The following is a 19091-nucleotide window of genomic DNA, read 5'->3' as shown; positions in this document are numbered from 1 at the left end:
TTAATCTAATCGTAAATAAATGGCAGATAAATTTTATTCGCTAAATAAATTTGGCGAATTTAGAGGAGATGAGATTTTATGAAAAAGACGTTAAAGATAGAAGGTTTGAAAAAATACTACGGAAAAGATGAGAGCCTTGTTAAAGCTGTAGACGGGATAGATTTAGAGATTGAAAATGGAAAATTTACAGCGATAATAGGGACATCTGGATCAGGAAAGAGTACACTTCTTCACTGTATAGCTGGACTTGATAAGCCTACAGATGGGAAAGTTTTTCTAGGGGATGAAGATTTATACAAGTTAAGTGATAGCGAGCTTTCTAAGATAAGAAGAAAGGAATTTGGATTTATATTCCAGAGTTTTAACTTAATTCCTGTGCTTAGTGTATACGACAATATTGTGTTGCCAATTCTTTTGGATGGCTCAAAGGAAGATCCAATATATATTGATAGTATTATCAAAAGTATGGGACTTGAGGAACAGGTTAAGAAGTTTCCAAATGAGCTTTCAGGTGGGCAGCAGCAGAGGGTTGCAATAGCTAGGGCACTTTCTAATAGACCATCAGTTATATTTGCTGATGAACCTACTGGAAATCTTGATAGCAAGACAACTGAGGAAGTTATGCAGGTGCTTAGAGATACTGTCAATGATTTTGGACGGACACTTGTGATGATAACTCATAATCAGGAAATTGCGGAAACTGCGGATAGAATAGTGACTATTAGTGATGGAAAAATTATAAGTGATAAGTAAATACGGGGAAAGATAAAAAAGACCATTTCGTCTACAGGCTTCAGCTACGGCTTTTTGCCTTCGCTTGCAGATTGTTGACGGAAATGGTCTTTTTTTATCTTTCCATATATTTACTACTCACAGAAGGGGAGAAGTATGTACCCTCCCTTTTTATCAGTTTTTATTTACACTCGCAAATTTTGAAGGAAAACCTATTGAAAAATATTTTATTAATAGCCATCAAATAAATTTTAACATTTTGATAGCATTAGTTTTATATCCATTCCATTCTAATTTTATTTTTTCACAAGGGATAAAACCTTGTTTTTTCCAAAAATCAACTGCGTTATGATCATAATTATACACAACATCAATTCTAACTTTATTGGCATGATTCTCTTTAAAAAGCTTTTCTAACTGATTATATACTATACTACCAAGACCTTTTCCTTGTTGGTTAGCATCAATCATTAGCAAAGATAAATAAACTTCTTCTGATATTTTAAAATCACATATTCCAATTATATTACTCCTACAATCTTTTATAACTAGAGAATTAAATCCAATATTTTTCATTTCTTTAATTTCATTAGTTATAAATTCTCTAGAAACTTCGGTAATACCCATATGATTTTCTAAAAAATGTGTATTAGAATTATAAATATCTAAAATCTTATCTATATCAATTTCAGTTATTGTATCAAGTTTATAATTATCCATAAGTATCCTCCAATTTTATGTATTATTTAATGTAAAATTTTGAATTGTACTTGTATAAAAATAGGCTATCACATTAATTGATATCAATGCAATAGCCTGTTTTATTAAAATTTCTTTATTTTGTGACAACAGGTTTACCATCTTTATCCAATAGAGGTGTTAATCCTCCTCCAAAGCCATTTGCAACGAAGAGATAGTTTATTCCTGTTTTTTTGTCAACTAATATTGTTTTTTCGCTTTTTAAACCTGTTTCTTGATAAATAACTTCAAATCTATCTTTTTTACTCATTTAGGAACACCTCCTAAGTTAAAAATTATTTTTATTTACTTACATTATAATCATAAGTTATTCAGTAGACAATAAATATGCTTAAAAATTTATTTTATCTTTAGAATATTTAGAAAAAAATAATAATAAGGATAGATAAATTTTAAAATTATTTATTATATCCATTTTTGTTACAAAAATTAGTATACATTCTTGAAATCATCTTTTCCCATAAAAGCAAATAGAAGAGAGATTATGATTATCGAAATGTTTGTTGCTGATACAGTAGGCATGTAATAGTCAACAACTAACAATCCAAAGCTTGTAGCTATTGTATCTAAAATTAGATATATAATAAAAGCAGTTTGTCTGTTTATTTTTCCAAGTTTTAGCAATGCTTTGGGAAAAGCACCAGCTATTAAGTTTAGAGGAAAAGACATTATAGTTGCTATTATGAAGAATAGTACAATGTTACCAATAGACTTATATTGAAATCCAAATATTTTCATTATAGATCCACTTATCAAAGCAATAATTGATAATACTACTAAAAATATTGTGCTGCACATAATAAACGTTTTAAATTTTTCCTTATCTATTTTAAATTTATTCAATTATTTACACACCCTTCAAAATAATTTTAATTTACTATATTATAAGTCTAAAAGAGTTAATAAACAAGAAATATAACGCTGAGGGCTGGAGAGAAAATAATTTTGATTACTCACTTAAAAAGGCCATTGCATTAATTGCAACAGCCTCTTTTAAGCGTTAATATATAAAAAACAACCTTTTTATTTATCGTTTTTATTTATAAATTTAATGCACAATTGTATGCCTGGTTTACACCTTTAGCAATTGTTCCGCCACTTGCACTGTCTCCAACGTTATAAACTTCTGGGATGCGTCCTTTTAGTTCTTCATATAGAGATGTTTCTGGACGATCTCCTATTGCAATTATAACGTCATTAGCAGGGATGTCGACAATAGTTCCATCTTTTTCTTTGCATACTACAGAGTCATTTTTAATTTCTTGACATAGGCAAGAAGTTTTGAAATCAACACCGTATTCGCGTAGATGTCCTAATACTATTGTTCTTGTTACATTTACCATTTTATCTGCTAATTTATCCATCATTTCAATAATTGTAACTTTTTTACCCATTGAAGCAAGTAGTTCAGCAGTTTCAATTCCAACACTTCCACCACCGATAATTACAACTTTTTCGCCGACTTCTTTTCCGTCAAGAACTTCTTTTGCATTTACAGCGTGTTCAAAACCAGGTATAGAAAGTTTAGCAGGATGCACACCAGTTGCGCATATTACTGCGTCTGGACTCATATTTATTATTTCTTCTGCAGAAATTTCTGTATTTAAGTGAACATCAACACCTGTTACTTCTAGCTGTCTTTCTAGATATGGAATTAATGGTTCCATGTTTTGTTTGTGAGGAGGTTTTACAGCATAGTAAAGCTGTCCGCCGATTTTATCATCTTTTTCGTAAAGAGATACTTTATGTCCTCTTTTTGCTGCAATACGAGCTGCTTCTACACCAGCAACCCCACCCCCAATTACAACTACATTTTTGATTTTTTCAGCAGGTGTTATTGTATAATCATTGCTTCCTTGTCCAATGACAGCATTTCCAGAACAGCAACAAGTTCCGCCACTTTGTAACTGAGTGTCAATACAAGTTCCACATCCTATGCAAGGACGGATTTCATCTTGACGGTCTTCTATAATTAAGTTAACAAGATTTGGTTCTGCTAATAATGAATGTCCAAGGAAAATAAATTCACATTGTTTATCTTCTAAGGCTTTTTCAGCAATGTCTGGATTCTGTGCTCGTCCACCACCAATCATAGTAATAGTAGCAGGTTTACCAGTCATTTTTAAGATACCATATTTTAAAGCCTGGCAAAGTCCAACAGCCTGACAATAGTTAGATGCAGAATCAGGAAGATCTTCCATGTTAGCTTCTTTTTTCCATGTTCCAGCTAGTACTTCTAGTGCATCAACACCAGCATCTTGGAATCTCTTTGCATAATAAATTCCATCTTCCATAGTAATACCAGCATCTTCACCACGTTCCATAGCACTATATTTTACAATAATAGTAAAATCATCTCCGCATAATTCACGAATTCTTTTAATAATATTTAAATGGAAACGAACTCTATTTTCTGGATTGCCACCGTATTCGTCAGTTCTTACATTAGCAGTAGAAGAAAGGAATTGTTCTCCAAGATAATATCCAACACTATGGATTTCTACACCATCAAATCCTGCTTTTTTCGCACGAAGAGCAGCTTGAGCGTATTTTTCTTCAATTTCATGAATTTCATCTATTGTTAATTCTCTAGGTTCTTCATTTTCTAAGCCCATCATAAAAGAGTAAGGCATTGCAACTGCACTTGGAGCTACTGGCTGATGTCCTGTGATTGCTCGACGTGCACCACGTCCTGTATGACTAATCTGAAGAACACATTTAGAGCCTTCTTTGTGAATTGCATCGGCAAGTTTAGTCATTCCTGGTATAAACTTATCATCGTCAATTACTAACATATTTGCAGTGTTTAGACCAACTGGTGAATCTACACAAGTTACTTCTACAACAATTAATCCTACGCCACCTTTTGCATGTTCAGCGTAATGATTAATTACTGCTTCATTTACAAAACCATTTGTTGATTGATTCATTCCCATTGCACTCATAACAGTTTTGTTTCTAAGTTCAATTGAGCCAATTTTTCCTGGTGATAAAAGTAATGGATATTTTATTGTCATGATAATTCCTCCCTTATTCTACAATGTCGCCAAACATAGGTGCTGCTAATCCGTAACCACCACAAACTTCCATAAGTTGTCCTGTAATCCAAGAAGATTCATCAGAAGCAAAGAATACAATTGCATTAGCTTGATCTCTAGGTTCACCAAGACGACGAATTAATGTGTGTTTTAACCACGCTTCTTTAAATTCTTCAGGAAGTGCCCGTTCTGTTGCCTGTGATACTGTAAATCCTGGAAGAACAGCATTACATCTAATACCTTGTCTTCCATACTGAACAGCAATCTGCTGAGTTAGCATATTTAAAGCTGCTTTTGCCACTCCATAATAAGTACGAGATACATCAGCCTGAACAGAAGTTGATGAGGATACATTGACAATTGATCCTCCACCGCCTTTAATCATAAGAGGAATAACAACTCTACAACATTCAGCACTTACGCCAAGTATTCCTTCCATTATTCCCATGCATGTTTCATGGCTAGTGTCGACAACTGTTGTATTATCCTTAGCCATTGTTGGACCACCAATAGCATTATTGATAAATATATCAATACGTCCTGCATCTTCATAAGCAGTTTTAATAGCACTTTCAATAGTTTCTAGCTTATTACACTGGAAGTAAATAACCTTTCTAACTTTTCCAGGGTATTTTCCTTCTGTTTCTTTGGCAAGTTCTTCACCATATTCAACTCGGCGTACAAGCATATAAACATCTGCGCCTTCTTCTAATAACTTATACATAGTTTCCTTACCGATTCCATTAGTACATCCAGTTACTAAAGCTATTTTTCCTTTACATCTCATCACTTAAAACTCCCTTCTGTTGCAATCCTAGATTTTATAAGTTTGTTTTTCTTTTACCTAATGCAATTATTTTGCTTTTAATTTTATATAAGTTTTGTTAATTGTACACAAAAAGCAGCTTCTTGCATCAGAATTTCACATTTGCTATAATTTAATAACGATAAATTAAAAAGAAAGGTTGAACAATAATGTTACAAGCAAAAAAAAGTGAACGCACTCATCAACAGTTTTTAAATTCTGCCAGAACACTTTTCCTTGAAAAAGGGTTTGATAATACAAGTATCGAGGATATTGTAACAATGGCAGGATATTCTATTGGTGCATTTTACCGTCATTATAAGAGTAAATCAGATATTTTAATTGAACTATGGAATGAATTTCTTCAAGATTATATTCAAGAATCCATAGACGGAGCTATGAAAACAACTACTTTAGAAGAGTCGATTGACTATCTTCTTTTGCGTAATAAAGAATACTACGAACATCCCTTGTTTAAATGTTATTACAATGCCAGTGTAACTCGCATGATTACAAGTAGTAAAAATGATATTCCAAACAATGCAGGCAGTTTTAATGACATGCTTGTTATGTTATTAGAACGTGAATATCCATCTGTTGACCACGATAGATTACGCACTTATGCAAGTACTATTCATGCAATTATAAATGCTTATGCATCAGGTAGTATTCTTAATCAAAATTTGTATTTTGATGAGGTTACAACCAGAGAAATATTGCTAGATTTAGCTCATAAAGCAGGCATTGAATAAAAAGAGAATCTGATTCACTTTTCTATATTTTCAGTATATACCTCGGTATTTCAGCTTGTCAATGAGATGATTTATGTGAATTAGGTTTTTAAATGAATTCAATATTTTAGGCGATTTTTGCTTATTATATATAGTTTTTTAGAATGATTTAAGTAGAGTAAATAATATCTGAATGATTTAAATTTAATATAAAAATAAATAAAAGAATATAAAAGGGAGGAGTACATACAATTACTTTAGTATTATTGTTGTTAGTATATATGACCTCCCTTTTATAGTACAAAATATTTAATAAAAATAAATTTATTTATTTTATATTTTAGAATCTTTAGAAAATATTTTGTGAAAGAATGTTTTAATTTTGGTATAATTTATTTAAAGAAAGTTTTTGATTTTTTAAAATTATATTAAAAAATTTAAAATACTAAGATAATTTAATTTTGAGATGTTAAGAATGAAAATTAGAAAAGAGAACAAACTTGAGATTAAGAAATAAATTGATTAAAGAGAGGATTTTATTATGATTATTAGGAAAGCTACTATAGAAGATTTAAGAGATATTACAGATGTTGAGGCTGCTTGTTTTCCAGAAGCTGAAGCAGCAAGTGAGGAGTCTTTTGAAAAGAGATTAAACCATTTTGCAGATAGATTTTGGCTTTTATACGACGGGGATAAGCTTGTAAGTTTTGTAAATGGAATGGTTACAAATGATACGGATTTAGTAGATGAGATGTTTGCAGATGCGTCTTTACACGATGAAAATGGAGATTGGCAGATGATTTTTGGTGTGGCAACTTTACCAGAGTATAGAAGAAAAGGGTGTGCAGGCATGTTACTAGAAAGAGCAATAGAGGATTGTAGAAAAGAAGGTAAAAAAGGATTAGTGCTTACTTGCAAGGAAGCTAAGCTTCATTATTACGCTAAATTTGGATTTGAGAATGAGGGAGTTTCGTGCTCTGAGCATGGTGGAGCATTGTGGTATCAGATGAGAGTAACTTTTTAAGTATAACGTGGAAAAACATTCCAGATATGATTCCAGGGCACTATAATATCGCTGGAGAAATAGACAAATATTCATCTAAAAATTCGATATGGATACTTATTGTTGTGCAGATACTATTGTTTACAATGATGTCTGTACTTGAGAGATTTCCAAACATATGGAATACAGGAGTGAAAATAACTGAGGAAAATCGGGAAAGAGTATATACAAATCTTAGAAATATGCAAACATACCTAAAAATGATGATTATGATATATTTCTCATACATGACTTTACAATCAATAGCTGGAGAAAGGTTGAACAGCATATCAGTATTTGCATTTTTAATTCTAATTTTTGGTGGAATGTCGATATTTTTAGTGAAAATATTTAAAAACAGATAAATTAATTGAATAAAACTTAGATAGTACATAAAATTATATAGACAGTTATACATAATAAAATTATGTTAACTAAAATAAATATTTAAAATAACATACGATAATATATTTTGAATCGGGGTGTTTGAGATGATTTTTCAGAAGAAAAGTCCTAAGGACAAGGAATGGGAGCTACTTCTTAAACAAGAAGATAAGATGCTCAGAAAAAGAGAGAATAAAAAAGAATCGCAAATAAACAAATTGCTTGAGGATAAAGTTCCTGAAAAACTGCTATCAACATTAAATGTAGCGTTTAGAAAGGCATTTGAGATAGTTTTTAGCAAGGGATCGGGAATAATAGAAAAGACTTACGACAAGGAAAAGTACGATTTTGAGTATGAAAATAGAGAAAGATGGCATGCAGAAACAGGGAATAGAAGGTCACTTAAATCATTTTCAAAGGCTGCATCTGCTGGAAAAAATAAAAATATTCTTCTTTCTGGACTTGAAGGTGCAGGAATGGGAGCCTTAGGAGTAGGAATTCCAGATATTCCAGTATTTACAGGAGTTATTTTGAAAAGTATATACGAGGTAGCTATGAGCTATGGATTTGAATATGAGAGCGATTTTGAGAAGTTCTTTATTCTAAAAATTATCGAAGTTTCTATGCAAGAATCAGATAAATTTGAAAAACAGAATGATGAATTGAATAGATTTATAGATGAAGTTGATAAATACGAATTTGTTGTAGAAAAAGAGGATATAGATTATCAGATTGCTGCAGCAGCAAATTCTGTGTCAAAGGAAATGCTTTATATGAAGTTTGTACAAGGAATACCAGTAATAGGGATAGCTGGAGGACTTACAAACACTATGTATTTAAAGAAAATTGTCGACTATGCAGAGTTAAAATATAGAAGAAGATTCTTAATTTCTAAAGGAAAAGTTCTTTAGGATTAAGGATTTTGAATGAAAGGTAGTAAGTAAAAGGATTATGATATTTAATAGAGATGAGTATGAATATGAGGAATTAGGGAATTTTGAGATTGAGTCGGAAGAAATAGAAAATATTAAATTTATCGACTGTAATTTTGAAAACTGCTCTATTTCTGAGAGTTTAATACATAACTGTCTATTCAAAGACTGTAAATTTGTAAATTGCAATATCGCTGGAAACAAGTTTGAATTGACTGTTTTTAAGGATTGCGAGTTTGAAAAATGCAACTTGATAGGAATTAACTGGAAGGATATCACTGTTGAGAGGGGATATTCAAATCCGTTTTCAAAGTTGAAAGAATGTTATTTAAAATATTCTTCTTTTTTAAAAATGGATATTAAAAAGTTTGATTTTGGCGGAAATATTATTCATGATTCTATGTTTGATGAATCGTGTTTAAAGGAGTGCAAGTTTAAGGGATGTGACTTGACTCAGACGAGATTTAATATTTGTGATATTAGAAACGCTGATTTTAGAGAAGCTAAAGGTTATTTGGTAGATATCACGAATTGTAAAATAAAGGGAGCAAAGTTTTCGTTCCCTGAAGCAATGAGTCTATTGGACTCTTTGGATATTAAAATTTATTAAAAATAAATTATTTTATTTGGGAATGGAGTGGTTGTTATGAGAATTAAAGCTACATCTAAATCAAAATTAAAAGATGGCGAAATGGATTTAAAAAGATTTACTAAGGAAAATAACTACACTGTTTCGGGGTGCAATGGTTCGGACAAAGCATTTCTTGTGGATAAATTAGTAGATTATAATCTATCTCAAGTTCCAGCTACTCAAGAGGAGAATTTTATAGATTTGAGCAGAAAAGTTCTATCTGAAGATGGAAAGATTTTGGCAGGGATAATTGTTAGAATGTACTGCTGGAGATGTATCTACATAGACACATTTTGGATAGACGAGTCTATGAGAGGCGAAGGTCTGGGTACATTACTGCTTGAAGAAGTAGAAAGAGTTGCCAAAGAAAATGGATCTCACCTAATTCATCTAGACACATTTGATTTTCAGGCTAAAGATTTCTACTTGGCTCATGGATATAGTGTGTTTGGGGAATTGGAAGACTGTCCTAAAGGACATACGAGATATTTTATGAGCAAAGTATTATAAATTAAAGAATTAGATTAAAAGGCTGATTGAAATATAAAATTTCAATCGGTCTTTTTTTAGTTACAGAAAAGATACAAAGATGAAAAATATTACGATTAAAATTACAGATAATATACAGATTAACATAATTTGTTTTTAAGAAAGGATTGAGGATATATAATAGCAGAGTAGTTCAGATATAAGACGATACAAACAGATATTAAGATTCTAAAAACCTATAGATTCAATATGTAAAAGAATCTAAGAATAAATTTATAAAATTTTTTCAAAAAAAATCAAACTTTTTAGCATAGATAAATCGTCTTATATACGAAGGAGGAAATAAGAAGATGAAAATATATAACTTATTAGATAAAAAGAAGGAAAAGCTCATTAAGCAGTACATCGTCGACAACAAGGATAGCTTGTACAGATTCGCCTATAGCTATACTAGAAATCAAAATGATGCCTTAGATATTGTTCACGACGCTATTTGTAAAGCACTTACAAATAAAGACTCGCTAAAAAGTGAGGATAAAATAAAGCCTTGGATTTATCAAATCATATCAAATTGTGCTATAGATTATATGAGAAAAAATAATAAATACACAGAAATGACTGATGAGATACAAAATGATAGTATGGTGGGATTTGATGAATATGAGAATTTCGATCTTCAGCGTGCAATGCAGCTTTTGCCTGAAAAATATAAGAGGGTGATAATACTTAGATATTTTGAAGACATGAAGATTTCCGAAATTACAGAGGTGCTAGGAGAGAATGAAAGCACCATAAAGACAAGGTTATATACTGGCTTGTCAAAACTAAAAATAGAATTAACGAAGATAGAAGAGGTGTAGACTATGAAAAACGATAAAATAGATAAACTAAAAGAAAACTATAACAACATTGAAATCCCAAAAGAACTAGATGATGTAATAAACGACGCATTCAATGAAAGTGAAAATAAAAAATTAGAAAATAACAAAAAAGATTGGAGAAGAAATATGAAAAATATGAAAAAATGGTATGCATCAGCAGCTGCAGTAGGTTTAATAATAGTATCAGTAAACGCAAGTTCAACATTTGCAAAGAGTTTAGAAAATATACCAGTGATAGGCAATATAATAAGAGTAGTTAATTTCAACAATTACAGAATAGAAATTACAGAATAGACAAAGATGGTATGGATGTTTCAATATCACTACCAGAAGTAAGCTCAGATAGTAAAGATTTAGAGTATAAATTAAACAAAGAATTTGAAAAAGAAGGTAAAGAAGCTTATAAAAAATACGAAGCAGAAGTTGAAAAACTTGAAAAAGAAGGAAAAACAACTCATAAATCTGCGGAAATGTGGACTGAATCTATAGCAGAAAATGCTAAAACTGTATCAGTTGCTATATACAACACAGAAACAGAAGCATCAGCAGCAACAAGTAGAAAAATATACAATATAGATAAAAAAGACAAAACAATTCTTACACTTGAAGGAATGTTTGGAAACAACGATTATGTAGATGTATTAAGCAAAAACATATTATCTCAGATGAAAGAAAGAACTAAAAAAGACTCAAATGATGTATACTTTGTAGACAATACATTCAAAATCAAAAAAGATCAGCCATTCTATATAAATGACAAAGGCGAACTAGTTATATGCTTCGATGAATATGAAGTAGCTCCAGGTTCAGCAGGATTAGTAGAATTCGTAATACCATCAAACATAGTATCAAAACTAATGAAATAGTTTGATAAAATAAATAAAAAACAAATATTACCCAACAAACAACAAAAATCAATCACAACAAACAAAACATACACAAAATTACACAAACACAACAAAAAACTCACAACTAATAAAAATAGCTGCTAACAAAAAAACTTGTAAGTAGCTATTTTTATACTATTTTATGAAATTCACTTGGAATAAAGTAAACAAACTGAGGACAAGAGCTATAACTACTCAAAAGCGACAATACTGCAAACGCCCCACAACTGCTAAATGTGTTACTCTAACAGTGTGGGGCGTTGAAGCCTGGAGCAAAGAGTAGTTATACTCTTGTCCTGTTTTATTTACTTATTCCTCTATTTGTCCATTGACGTCAGGTATTTTTAATTCTTCAGGGTCTATTTTTGGAGATTTATCAACAAGTCCAGCAGAAGGTATTGCATCTCCTTCTTTCATAGATTTATCTGGATGTTTTAATATTTTATCTCCTGGTTCAAGATTTGTAACTATCTTAGTTACATTTTTTCCTGTTTTAACAATAGTAACTTCCTGTTTTTTAAGTATTCCATCAAGATCTTTCATTACATAAGCAGAATCTCCACTCTTTAATACTGCAGTTGTAGGAACTTTGTATTCATTAGATACTATTTCAAGGTCAGCATCTACGTGGAATCCATTTACTAGACCTTCCTGATCTTCAAAAGATATATCTACTTCGTAATAAGATAAATTATCTTTCATTTCTTTTGTCTTAGTAGTCGTTGGTCTATCAGAAACATAGCTTATTCTACCAGTCATTTTCTTATCAGAAGAATTTACCTTTATACTTACAGTCTGGTCTATCTGAACTTTTTCTAAATCGTCTTCGCTAACATATCCCTTCATAAAGAACTCGTTACTTACAAGAGATATAAAAGAAGTGTTCATATCAGTAGAGTTCTGGTCGTTTATATACACTTTTCCAGCAAATGGAGCAGTATTTTTAACATATGCACTACTGTTTAATGCTGATATCTGAGCTTCTACTGAAGAAATCTGAGCATTTATAGAAGCAATAGCCTCATTATTTATATTATCTTTATTATTCTTGCTTAAACGAGATTTCTGAGAGTTTAAACTAGTTAACTGAGATTTTAAAACATTAATCTGTTCTATAACAGAGTTGTCTTTAGTAGTGAAAAGTAAATCTCCATCGTTTACTTCCTGCCCATTTTCAACACTTATATCGCTTAAAGAGTTGTTTTCTGGGTTAGCATACTGTTTTGACTCTCTAGGAGTAACCATACCGTTTATGTCTATATTTTCATAAGCTGGTATTTTATAAATTTCGTATTTTTCCCGAATCTTCTGTTCTTCCTTAGTTCTTCTTACGTAGTCAGTTCCAACCATAAATCCTGCAGCAAGTAGTATCACAACCACAACAGCAGTTCCTTTTTTATGGTTCTTTATGAAATTTCCAAATCCTTTAAATCCGGATATAATAGCATTTTTAATTTTTCCAAAGAAACCTTTAATTTTTGCCATAGTTTCCTCCTTTCATATAATACAATCAAAATATAATTAAAAACCATAATACTATTATAATGAAACTAGTATGTATAAGTCAAAGGTATTTATCAAATTATAGATTTAATTTTATAGTTTTTAAATTTTACAAGTAAAATAATAATGACACTCCAACCTAAAAATTATTGTTAAATATTAAATATAATGAGATAATAATATTAAAGAATTATCAGAAAATTGTGTTTGATATTTCATTCTATTTATATTATATGTCACTTTAATAGAAATTATACAATTTTCAATAAAAAAATAAAAAGAGGTGATTTTTATGGCTAAGAAAAACAAAAATACAAAAGATAACTTACAGAAAAGTTATTTTTCAAGAGCAATTATAAAAACGAAGAAAGTTAATTTATATATATTTTTTATTGGGCTTATTTTCAATGCTATATTTGCTATGATTGCAAATAATATAGCTATTTCAAAGAACGATGGAGTTATGTTGGTTACTTGTACAGTCATGGAAATCATCATTACAGTAGTGCTCACTTACGGAATTATAAAATACTATAGAAGAAAAATAATTTTAACTAATGAGGGAGTTGAGTATATCCCAACATTTGGTAAAAGGAAAAATTATTTATATAGAGAGATAGGATTTGTACAGCTAGATAAAATGAACGATGAAAATTATACTATTTTTTCTAAAGAAGGAAAGAAAATAGCTTCTTTTAATAACGGATACGAGGGAATTGAAGAAGCAATAATCGCTTTTAAAGGCAATGGCGTTGAGATAAAGGAAAAAGAAAATGGAAAGTTCGATAATTGGATTTTAAATACAAGAAATAAAATTGAGAAAAATAGAGAAGATGAGATAAAACATATAAAGAGAAAGGATAGACTAGCTCAGATAAATAAAGAAAAAGAAATGATAAGAAAACTAAATATAGCGATGTGGGCTATTTCTATAGTAGCTTTATTCTTAGGAACTCGTATAAGAAGTATTGTTTGGTCTGCAGAACTTCTTTTTATCTGGGGGCTTTATATATATCTATATCCTAAAATGGTCGTTGAATTACCAACTAAGACAAAAGATGGTAGAGAGTTTCACTATGAAATACCATATGCATCTGCCATTATAGCCTTATTTATGCTATATAATTTACCTAAATTAAATTATGTAAATCATAGTGAAATTAAATTTGGAGTGATTTACTTTTTAATACTGTTTTCAATTTATATGATAATGCTTAAAAAGCGTGGAATAAGAGAAAAGACTAGTAAGATGGCGACTGTTGCTATGGCAATGCTTTTGATAATAGTTTGTACTACTGATCATTTAAACAATGCACTTACATTTACACCAGAAAATCACGAAACTGTAATTGCACTTGAAAAAGATACTAGTAGATCAACAAAGGGACTTAGACGTTACTATGCTGATGTAGTGATAGACGGTAAAAAAGAAAATGCATCTATTTCTGCAGCGATATACAATAGTCTAGAAAATTTACCAGAAACAGTGGTAAAATGTAATAGGAAAAGCATTTTTGGATGTGAGTATTATAAAATACATAGATAATTGATAAAAAGTAAAGTTATAAAGGTGAAGAAGTACAATTATAAATGTAAGAAAGTTAAATTGAGAAGTGAGGGGTAGAGTATGAATTTTAATGTTTTATCAAATAGATACAAATCAGAAAGAAATGTTATGTATGCAAAGAGTGGAGCAGTGGCTACTTCAAACCCACAGGCAGCCCAGGCAGGATTAGATATACTAAGAAAAGGTGGAAATGCAGTAGATGCTGCTGTTGCAACTGCTGCAGCACTTGCAGTTACTGAGCCTACAAGCAATGGGATTGGTGGAGATGCGTACTCACTAGTTTGGATAGAATCTGAAAAGAAATTATATGGACTGAATTCTAGTGGATTTGCACCAGAGCTTATGACAAAAGAAGCATATAAAGGACTTAAAAAAATGCCAAGACATGGATTTGGAGCAGTTACAGTTCCTGGAATTCCTGCTGCATGGGCAGAGTTAAATAGAAAGTTTGGTAAGTTATCATTGTATGAATGTTTAAAACCAGCGATAGATTACGCAAGAGAAGGATATATAGTTTATCCTAATGTTGCAAAACTTTGGGAGGAGTCTTTTGAAGATTATTCAAATGATTTAAAAGAGCTTGAAAAACTTCCTAAAGATAGAGTTAAGAAGGATGTACAGGCCGAGCTTGTAGATAAAGAACTTTTAAAAGAGTGGTTTGATACATTTACAATAGATGGAAAAGCTCCACAAGCAGGAGATGTCTTTAAATGTGAAGCTCAAGCAAAAACTCTTGAAGAAATTGCAAATACTGGAGCAGAAAGTTTTTACAGAGGTAGAATCGCTGAATTAATAGATGAACATAGTAGAAAATTTGGTGGAATGATAAGAAAATCAGACCTAGAAAAATACCATCCTCAGTGGGTTGAACCTATAAGCACAAACTACAAAGGGTATGATATATGCGAAATTCCTCCAAATGGGCATGGAATAACAGTTTTAATTGCATTAAATATACTAAAAGAGTTGGAGTTAGATGAAGAAAAAGAGACTGTGGATAATATACACAAGATGATTGAGTGTATGAAGTTGGCATTTGCTGATTCTAAGAAGTATGTAACAGATCCTAAGAAAATGACTGTTTCTGTGGGTGCTATGTTAAATCAGGAATATGCTAAGAAGAGAAGTGAGCTAATAGAAGAAAAAGCAGTATTTCCAGAAGCTGGAGAGCCATTCTGTGGTGGTACGGTGTATATGTGCACAGCGGACAAAGATGGAAATATGGTATCTCACATACAGAGCAATTATATGAACTTTGGCTCAGGAGTCGTAATTCCAGGTATAGGAATTGCTCTTCACAATAGAGGAAACAATTTTAGCTTAGATGAAAATCACGATAATATTGTCGAGCCATTTAAAAAGCCATACCATACAATCATTCCAGGATTTATCAAACAAAATGGTGAAGCTGTTGGAGCATTTGGTGTAATGGGAGCATTTATGCAGCCTCAAGGTCAGTTCCAAGCAGTTACAAATTTAATTGACTTTGCAATGAATCCTCAAGAAGCGCTTGATGCACCTAGATGGCAGTGGATTGATGGTATGAAAATCGAGGTTGAGAACGATATGAAAACAGGAATAGCAGAGGGGCTAAAAGAAAAAGGCCACGATGTTAAGGTTGTGTCTGATAAAATAAACATGGGTAGAGGGCAGATAATTCTAAAGAACGAAAAAGGTGGATATGTCTGTGGAACAGAAAAAAGATGCGACGGACACGTTGCTGTTTATTAATAAATATTTATACTGATTGATGTTAAATATGAAAACAATTTGCTTAATTGTTGTTATATATTAAGTTATATTGTAAAATATAATTTGATATTTTGTATATGTGGAGGGAAAAATGGAAGAAAGAATATGCCCACTGTGTGGGACTAGCGATAAAATAGTAGAAATAGTAAGAGAGGGGAAGGTCAACGAAGAAATTGACAATCCATATAGATGTGAAGGTTGTGGCTGCGAATTTGGTAAAATATACGGATTTATGTACAATGCCATAAAAGAAGTAAGCCTAGCTGTAGAAAAAGACGGTCTATGCAGAAAAATAGTCATGGAAAAAAACATGGTTGGTGCTTGGATCAAAGAATTTGAAGGACCTTCATTTGAGAATATGGAGCAAATTTCTGAAGATAAAATAAGAAGCTTAAAATATAGAAGATTTTTAAATAATGTTCTAAAATGCTATGTAATGAGTTGGAGAAATATAAACGAATATGCAGAAACTCATGAAGTAAAAAGAACTGACGTAAATTGGATACTTGAAATGAAAGAAACTGGAAGCAAAATAAGAAGATTCAACGAGTATCTATACGGAGAAGAAGGGAAACTAACAGAAAAAGGTGGAGAACCACTAAAAGGCGATACTATATTACATGTAGAATCGAATATAGAAGTACCTTACTTCAATGACCTAGTAAAAACCATGGAAAAATTTACTTGTAAAAAAGTATTTAAATAGGGGTATATAAAAGGGGTTGTAGTTTTTCAAGATTATTAACTGTACAGCTCAAATCACAAATAGTCTCATCTCCAGGCTTCGACGCCTCACACTTTTATGTAACACATTTATAAGTTGTGAGGCGCTTGCAGATAGTCGGTGCAACTCAATATATGTTTACGCACAAGCCACAATTATAAAAACTTGCGACATCCTTTTTATATATCTATTTAAATACTTTTACAAGTTGCATTATGAGAAGAGAGGGTAAAAGTTCTAATTAACCACCTCACTGCTATTGATAGTAACCATTAAAGGTGTAAATTCAAAATGAAATAAATAATTTTATGCGGTATATAGTATAGATGGCGCAAGGTGTTTTTTGTTTGACATCTTTTGCGATGAAAATAATATCCAAATCGAACTCGACAATTCTGCAAGCGCCCCACATCTGCTAAATGTGTTACTCTAACAGTGTGGGGCGCTGAAGCCTGGAGAGGAGATTGGATATTAATTTCGAGCATTAAAAAAGATGGCAACAGAAAATCCTGCGCCATCTTTATATATACATAAAATTATTTATTTAATTTGAATTTACTCTTTAATGGTACTATTCTATTAAATACCATTTTTTCGTCAGTTGTGTATTTTGTGTCTACACTGAAGAATCCATTTCTGAAGAACTGGAATTTATCAAGAGGCTGAGCTCCTTTTAACTGAGTTTCTTCAACAAATCCTTCTAATACTTCAAGAGAATTAGGATTTATCTGATCTAAGAAGTCTTTTCCTTTGTTTTCTTCTATATCATCAAGTATTAATGGTTCAAATAATCTAAATTCTGCTGGAACTGCTGTTTTGCTGTCTACCCAATGTATAGTAGATTTAACTTTACGTCCATCGTTGCTTTCTCCACCTTTTGTTTCTGGGTCGTAAGTACAGTGAACTTCTACAACATTTCCGTTTTCGTCTTTAACGCAGCCAGTACATTTTACGAAATATGCACCTTTAAGTCTAACTTCATTTCCTGGGAATAATCTGAAGTATTTTTTAACAGGTTCTTCCATGAAATCTTCCTGTTCTATGTATAATTCTTTAGAGAATGTAACTTTTCTCTTACCTTTTGTTTCGTCTTTAGCGTGGTTTTCAACTTCAAGAACTTCTACCTGATCTTCTGGATAGTTGTCTATAACTAATTTAACAGGTCTTAAAACTGCCATTGCAAGAGGTGCTTTTGGCTGTAAGTCTTCTCTTAAGAAGAAGTCTAATAGTTGGCTGTCTACAGTAGAGTCTGCTTTAGCAACACCTATTTCAGCACAGAAGTTTCTTATAGATTCTGGAGTGTATCCTCTTCTTCTAAGTCCAGATATTGTTGGTATTCTTGGATCGTCCCAACCATCAACTACATTGTTATCAACAAGTAATTTTAATTTTCTTTTACTCATTACTGTGTTAGTCATGTTTAATCTAGCGAACTCTATCTGTCTTGGTACGCTTTCCATTTCACATTCTCTAACAACCCAGTCATAAAGAGGTCTCTGTTCTTCAAATTCTAGAGTACATATAGAGTGAGTTATTCCTTCTATAGCATCTTCTAGTGGGTGAGCAAATGAGTACATTGGGTATATACACCATTTATCTCCTGTGTTGTGGTGAGTTGCATGAGCTATTCTGTATATAACAGGATCTCTGAAGTTGATGTTAGGGCTAGACATATCTATTTTAGCTCTAAGAACTTTTTCTCCATCAGCAAATTCACCGTTTTTCATTCTTTCAAATAAATCTAAGTTTTCTTCTACAGATCTATTTCTGTAAGGACTTTCTTTACCTGGTTCAGTAAGTGTTCCTCTATATTCTCTTATCTGGTCAGCGTTTAAATCACATACGAATGCTTTACCTTTTTTGATTAATAAAACCGCTCTGTTGTACATTTCTTCAAAGTAATCAGAAGCGAAGAATAAATCGTCCCAGTTAAATCCTAACCAGTTTACGTCATTTTTTATTGAGTCTACATATTCTACATCTTCTTTTGTAGGGTTAGTATCGTCAAATCTCATATTAACTTTACCACCGAATTCTTTAGCAAGACCAAAGTTTAGGCATATACTTTTTGCATGTCCTATGTGTAAGTAACCATTTGGTTCTGGTGGGAAACGAGTAACTATACTTTTATGTTTTCCTGTTTCTAAATCATCAATGATTATATTTTTTATAAAGTTAGATGATACTGTTTCATTTGCCATATTATTATTCCTCCAAAGCATATATTTTGAATT

The 19091-nt window shown here is 31.5% G+C and carries 20 protein-coding genes; 13 read left to right on the top strand and 7 right to left on the bottom strand.

All coding sequences use genetic code 11. From position 1 onward, the window contains the following. Positions 1–78: 78 nt before the first annotated feature. Positions 79–753, top strand: coding sequence for an ABC transporter ATP-binding protein (locus KGNDJEFE_RS06620; RefSeq protein ID WP_006440285.1), 675 nt, complete (start codon positions 79–81; stop codon positions 751–753). A 219-nt stretch (positions 754–972) separates the two neighbouring features. Here KGNDJEFE_RS06620 and KGNDJEFE_RS06615 read toward each other — a convergent pair whose 3' ends face one another. The 5 genes from KGNDJEFE_RS06615 to KGNDJEFE_RS06595 all read right to left on the bottom strand — a co-directional run bounded on the left by KGNDJEFE_RS06615 (position 973) and on the right by KGNDJEFE_RS06595 (position 5316). Beyond that, positions 973–1452, bottom strand: coding sequence for a GNAT family N-acetyltransferase (locus KGNDJEFE_RS06615; RefSeq protein ID WP_006440286.1), 480 nt, complete (start codon positions 1450–1452; stop codon positions 973–975). Positions 1453–1567: 115 nt separating this feature from the next. Beyond that, on the bottom strand, positions 1568–1741 hold the full coding sequence (locus tag KGNDJEFE_RS06610; protein ID WP_006440287.1) for a DUF6440 family protein: 174 nt from the start codon (positions 1739–1741) through the stop codon (positions 1568–1570). Positions 1742–1920: 179 nt separating this feature from the next. Then, on the bottom strand, positions 1921–2334 hold the full coding sequence (locus KGNDJEFE_RS06605) for a YrvL family regulatory protein (protein WP_006440288.1): 414 nt from the start codon (positions 2332–2334) through the stop codon (positions 1921–1923). A gap of 197 nt (positions 2335–2531) precedes the next feature. Next, on the bottom strand, positions 2532–4508 hold the full coding sequence (locus KGNDJEFE_RS06600) for an oxidoreductase (protein WP_006440289.1): 1977 nt from the start codon (positions 4506–4508) through the stop codon (positions 2532–2534). A gap of 13 nt (positions 4509–4521) precedes the next feature. Continuing rightward, positions 4522–5316, bottom strand: a complete 795-nt coding sequence (locus KGNDJEFE_RS06595; protein WP_006440290.1) for an SDR family NAD(P)-dependent oxidoreductase — start codon at positions 5314–5316, stop codon at positions 4522–4524. Between the two features lie 188 nt (positions 5317–5504). Here KGNDJEFE_RS06595 and KGNDJEFE_RS06590 point away from each other — a divergent pair, with 188 nt between their 5' ends. The 9 genes from KGNDJEFE_RS06590 (at position 5505) to KGNDJEFE_RS06550 (ending at position 11290) form a co-directional block, all read left to right on the top strand. Further along, the gene (locus KGNDJEFE_RS06590) at positions 5505–6086 is read left to right on the top strand and encodes a TetR/AcrR family transcriptional regulator (protein ID WP_006440291.1); all 582 of its coding nucleotides are present in this window, start codon (positions 5505–5507) and stop codon (positions 6084–6086) included. 520 nt (positions 6087–6606) lie between these two features. Next, positions 6607–7089 carry a GNAT family N-acetyltransferase gene (locus KGNDJEFE_RS06585; RefSeq protein WP_006440292.1) on the top strand — a complete coding sequence of 161 codons (483 nt, stop codon included), beginning with the start codon at positions 6607–6609 and terminating at the stop codon, positions 7087–7089. After that, entirely contained in the window at positions 7062–7472 is a 411-nt protein-coding gene (locus KGNDJEFE_RS06580) for a DUF1648 domain-containing protein (RefSeq protein ID WP_148881821.1), read from the top strand. The genes KGNDJEFE_RS06585 and KGNDJEFE_RS06580 overlap by 28 nt, the downstream gene beginning before the upstream one ends. Positions 7473–7598: 126 nt before the next feature. Then, positions 7599–8402 carry an EcsC family protein gene (locus KGNDJEFE_RS06575; protein ID WP_006440294.1) on the top strand — a complete coding sequence of 268 codons (804 nt, stop codon included), beginning with the start codon at positions 7599–7601 and terminating at the stop codon, positions 8400–8402. Between the two features lie 40 nt (positions 8403–8442). After that, positions 8443–9033, top strand: coding sequence for a pentapeptide repeat-containing protein (locus KGNDJEFE_RS06570; protein WP_006440295.1), 591 nt, complete (start codon positions 8443–8445; stop codon positions 9031–9033). 36 nt (positions 9034–9069) lie between these two features. Beyond that, entirely contained in the window at positions 9070–9564 is a 495-nt protein-coding gene (locus KGNDJEFE_RS06565; RefSeq protein WP_006440296.1) for a GNAT family N-acetyltransferase, read from the top strand. A gap of 329 nt (positions 9565–9893) precedes the next feature. Beyond that, positions 9894–10403 (top strand): RNA polymerase sigma factor, encoded by a 510-nt coding sequence (locus tag KGNDJEFE_RS06560; RefSeq protein ID WP_006440297.1) that lies wholly within the window; start codon positions 9894–9896, stop codon positions 10401–10403. A 3-nt stretch (positions 10404–10406) separates the two neighbouring features. Further along, a complete protein-coding gene (locus tag KGNDJEFE_RS06555) occupies positions 10407–10718 on the top strand; it encodes a DUF4179 domain-containing protein (protein WP_148881820.1) in 312 nt (103 codons plus the stop codon). Between the two features lie 11 nt (positions 10719–10729). Then, positions 10730–11290: an RsiV family protein gene (locus KGNDJEFE_RS06550; RefSeq protein ID WP_148881819.1), complete on the top strand. Its 561-nt coding sequence runs from the start codon at positions 10730–10732 to the stop codon at positions 11288–11290. A 330-nt stretch (positions 11291–11620) separates the two neighbouring features. Here KGNDJEFE_RS06550 and KGNDJEFE_RS06545 read toward each other — a convergent pair whose 3' ends face one another. Next, the gene (locus KGNDJEFE_RS06545; protein WP_006440300.1) at positions 11621–12796 is read right to left on the bottom strand and encodes an efflux RND transporter periplasmic adaptor subunit; all 1176 of its coding nucleotides are present in this window, start codon (positions 12794–12796) and stop codon (positions 11621–11623) included. A 310-nt stretch (positions 12797–13106) separates the two neighbouring features. On the opposite strand from KGNDJEFE_RS06545, the gene KGNDJEFE_RS06540 reads away from it, so the two are divergent. The 3 genes from KGNDJEFE_RS06540 to KGNDJEFE_RS06530 all read left to right on the top strand — a co-directional run bounded on the left by KGNDJEFE_RS06540 (position 13107) and on the right by KGNDJEFE_RS06530 (position 16839). Beyond that, positions 13107–14360 (top strand): hypothetical protein, encoded by a 1254-nt coding sequence (locus tag KGNDJEFE_RS06540; RefSeq protein ID WP_006440301.1) that lies wholly within the window; start codon positions 13107–13109, stop codon positions 14358–14360. Positions 14361–14441: 81 nt separating this feature from the next. Beyond that, positions 14442–16112, top strand: a complete 1671-nt coding sequence (locus KGNDJEFE_RS06535) for a gamma-glutamyltransferase family protein (RefSeq protein ID WP_006440302.1) — start codon at positions 14442–14444, stop codon at positions 16110–16112. Positions 16113–16224: 112 nt separating this feature from the next. Next, positions 16225–16839 carry a hypothetical protein gene (locus KGNDJEFE_RS06530; RefSeq protein ID WP_040410457.1) on the top strand — a complete coding sequence of 205 codons (615 nt, stop codon included), beginning with the start codon at positions 16225–16227 and terminating at the stop codon, positions 16837–16839. 554 nt (positions 16840–17393) lie between these two features. Here the strand turns inward: KGNDJEFE_RS06530 and KGNDJEFE_RS06525 are convergent. Next, complete coding sequence (locus KGNDJEFE_RS06525; RefSeq protein WP_040410458.1) at positions 17394–19058, bottom strand: glutamine--tRNA ligase/YqeY domain fusion protein; 1665 nt, start codon at positions 19056–19058, stop codon at positions 17394–17396. Positions 19059–19091 lie beyond the last annotated feature (33 nt).

The organism is Peptacetobacter hiranonis (assembly GCF_008151785.1).
Taxonomy (GTDB): domain Bacteria; phylum Bacillota; class Clostridia; order Peptostreptococcales; family Peptostreptococcaceae; genus Peptacetobacter; species Peptacetobacter hiranonis.
Note: the sequence above shows the minus strand (reverse complement) of the source record. Positions and strands in the feature narration are given on the sequence as shown.

What these genes read in the sequence shown, in the direction of transcription:
- KGNDJEFE_RS06620 (WP_006440285.1), top strand. Translation starts at nt 79, where the DNA reads ATGAAAAAGACGTTAAAGATAGAAGGTTTGAAAAAATACTACGGAAAA.
- KGNDJEFE_RS06615 (WP_006440286.1), bottom strand. Translation starts at nt 1,452, where the DNA reads ATGGATAATTATAAACTTGATACAATAACTGAAATTGATATAGATAAG.
- KGNDJEFE_RS06610 (WP_006440287.1), bottom strand. Translation starts at nt 1,741, where the DNA reads ATGAGTAAAAAAGATAGATTTGAAGTTATTTATCAAGAAACAGGTTTA.
- KGNDJEFE_RS06600 (WP_006440289.1), bottom strand. Translation starts at nt 4,508, where the DNA reads ATGACAATAAAATATCCATTACTTTTATCACCAGGAAAAATTGGCTCA.
- KGNDJEFE_RS06595 (WP_006440290.1), bottom strand. Translation starts at nt 5,316, where the DNA reads ATGAGATGTAAAGGAAAAATAGCTTTAGTAACTGGATGTACTAATGGA.
- KGNDJEFE_RS06590 (WP_006440291.1), top strand. Translation starts at nt 5,505, where the DNA reads ATGTTACAAGCAAAAAAAAGTGAACGCACTCATCAACAGTTTTTAAAT.
- KGNDJEFE_RS06585 (WP_006440292.1), top strand. Translation starts at nt 6,607, where the DNA reads ATGATTATTAGGAAAGCTACTATAGAAGATTTAAGAGATATTACAGAT.
- KGNDJEFE_RS06575 (WP_006440294.1), top strand. Translation starts at nt 7,599, where the DNA reads ATGATTTTTCAGAAGAAAAGTCCTAAGGACAAGGAATGGGAGCTACTT.
- KGNDJEFE_RS06570 (WP_006440295.1), top strand. Translation starts at nt 8,443, where the DNA reads ATGATATTTAATAGAGATGAGTATGAATATGAGGAATTAGGGAATTTT.
- KGNDJEFE_RS06565 (WP_006440296.1), top strand. Translation starts at nt 9,070, where the DNA reads ATGAGAATTAAAGCTACATCTAAATCAAAATTAAAAGATGGCGAAATG.
- KGNDJEFE_RS06560 (WP_006440297.1), top strand. Translation starts at nt 9,894, where the DNA reads ATGAAAATATATAACTTATTAGATAAAAAGAAGGAAAAGCTCATTAAG.
- KGNDJEFE_RS06555 (WP_148881820.1), top strand. Translation starts at nt 10,407, where the DNA reads ATGAAAAACGATAAAATAGATAAACTAAAAGAAAACTATAACAACATT.
- KGNDJEFE_RS06550 (WP_148881819.1), top strand. Translation starts at nt 10,730, where the DNA reads ATGGATGTTTCAATATCACTACCAGAAGTAAGCTCAGATAGTAAAGAT.
- KGNDJEFE_RS06545 (WP_006440300.1), bottom strand. Translation starts at nt 12,796, where the DNA reads ATGGCAAAAATTAAAGGTTTCTTTGGAAAAATTAAAAATGCTATTATA.
- KGNDJEFE_RS06540 (WP_006440301.1), top strand. Translation starts at nt 13,107, where the DNA reads ATGGCTAAGAAAAACAAAAATACAAAAGATAACTTACAGAAAAGTTAT.
- KGNDJEFE_RS06535 (WP_006440302.1), top strand. Translation starts at nt 14,442, where the DNA reads ATGAATTTTAATGTTTTATCAAATAGATACAAATCAGAAAGAAATGTT.
- KGNDJEFE_RS06530 (WP_040410457.1), top strand. Translation starts at nt 16,225, where the DNA reads ATGGAAGAAAGAATATGCCCACTGTGTGGGACTAGCGATAAAATAGTA.
- KGNDJEFE_RS06525 (WP_040410458.1), bottom strand. Translation starts at nt 19,058, where the DNA reads ATGGCAAATGAAACAGTATCATCTAACTTTATAAAAAATATAATCATT.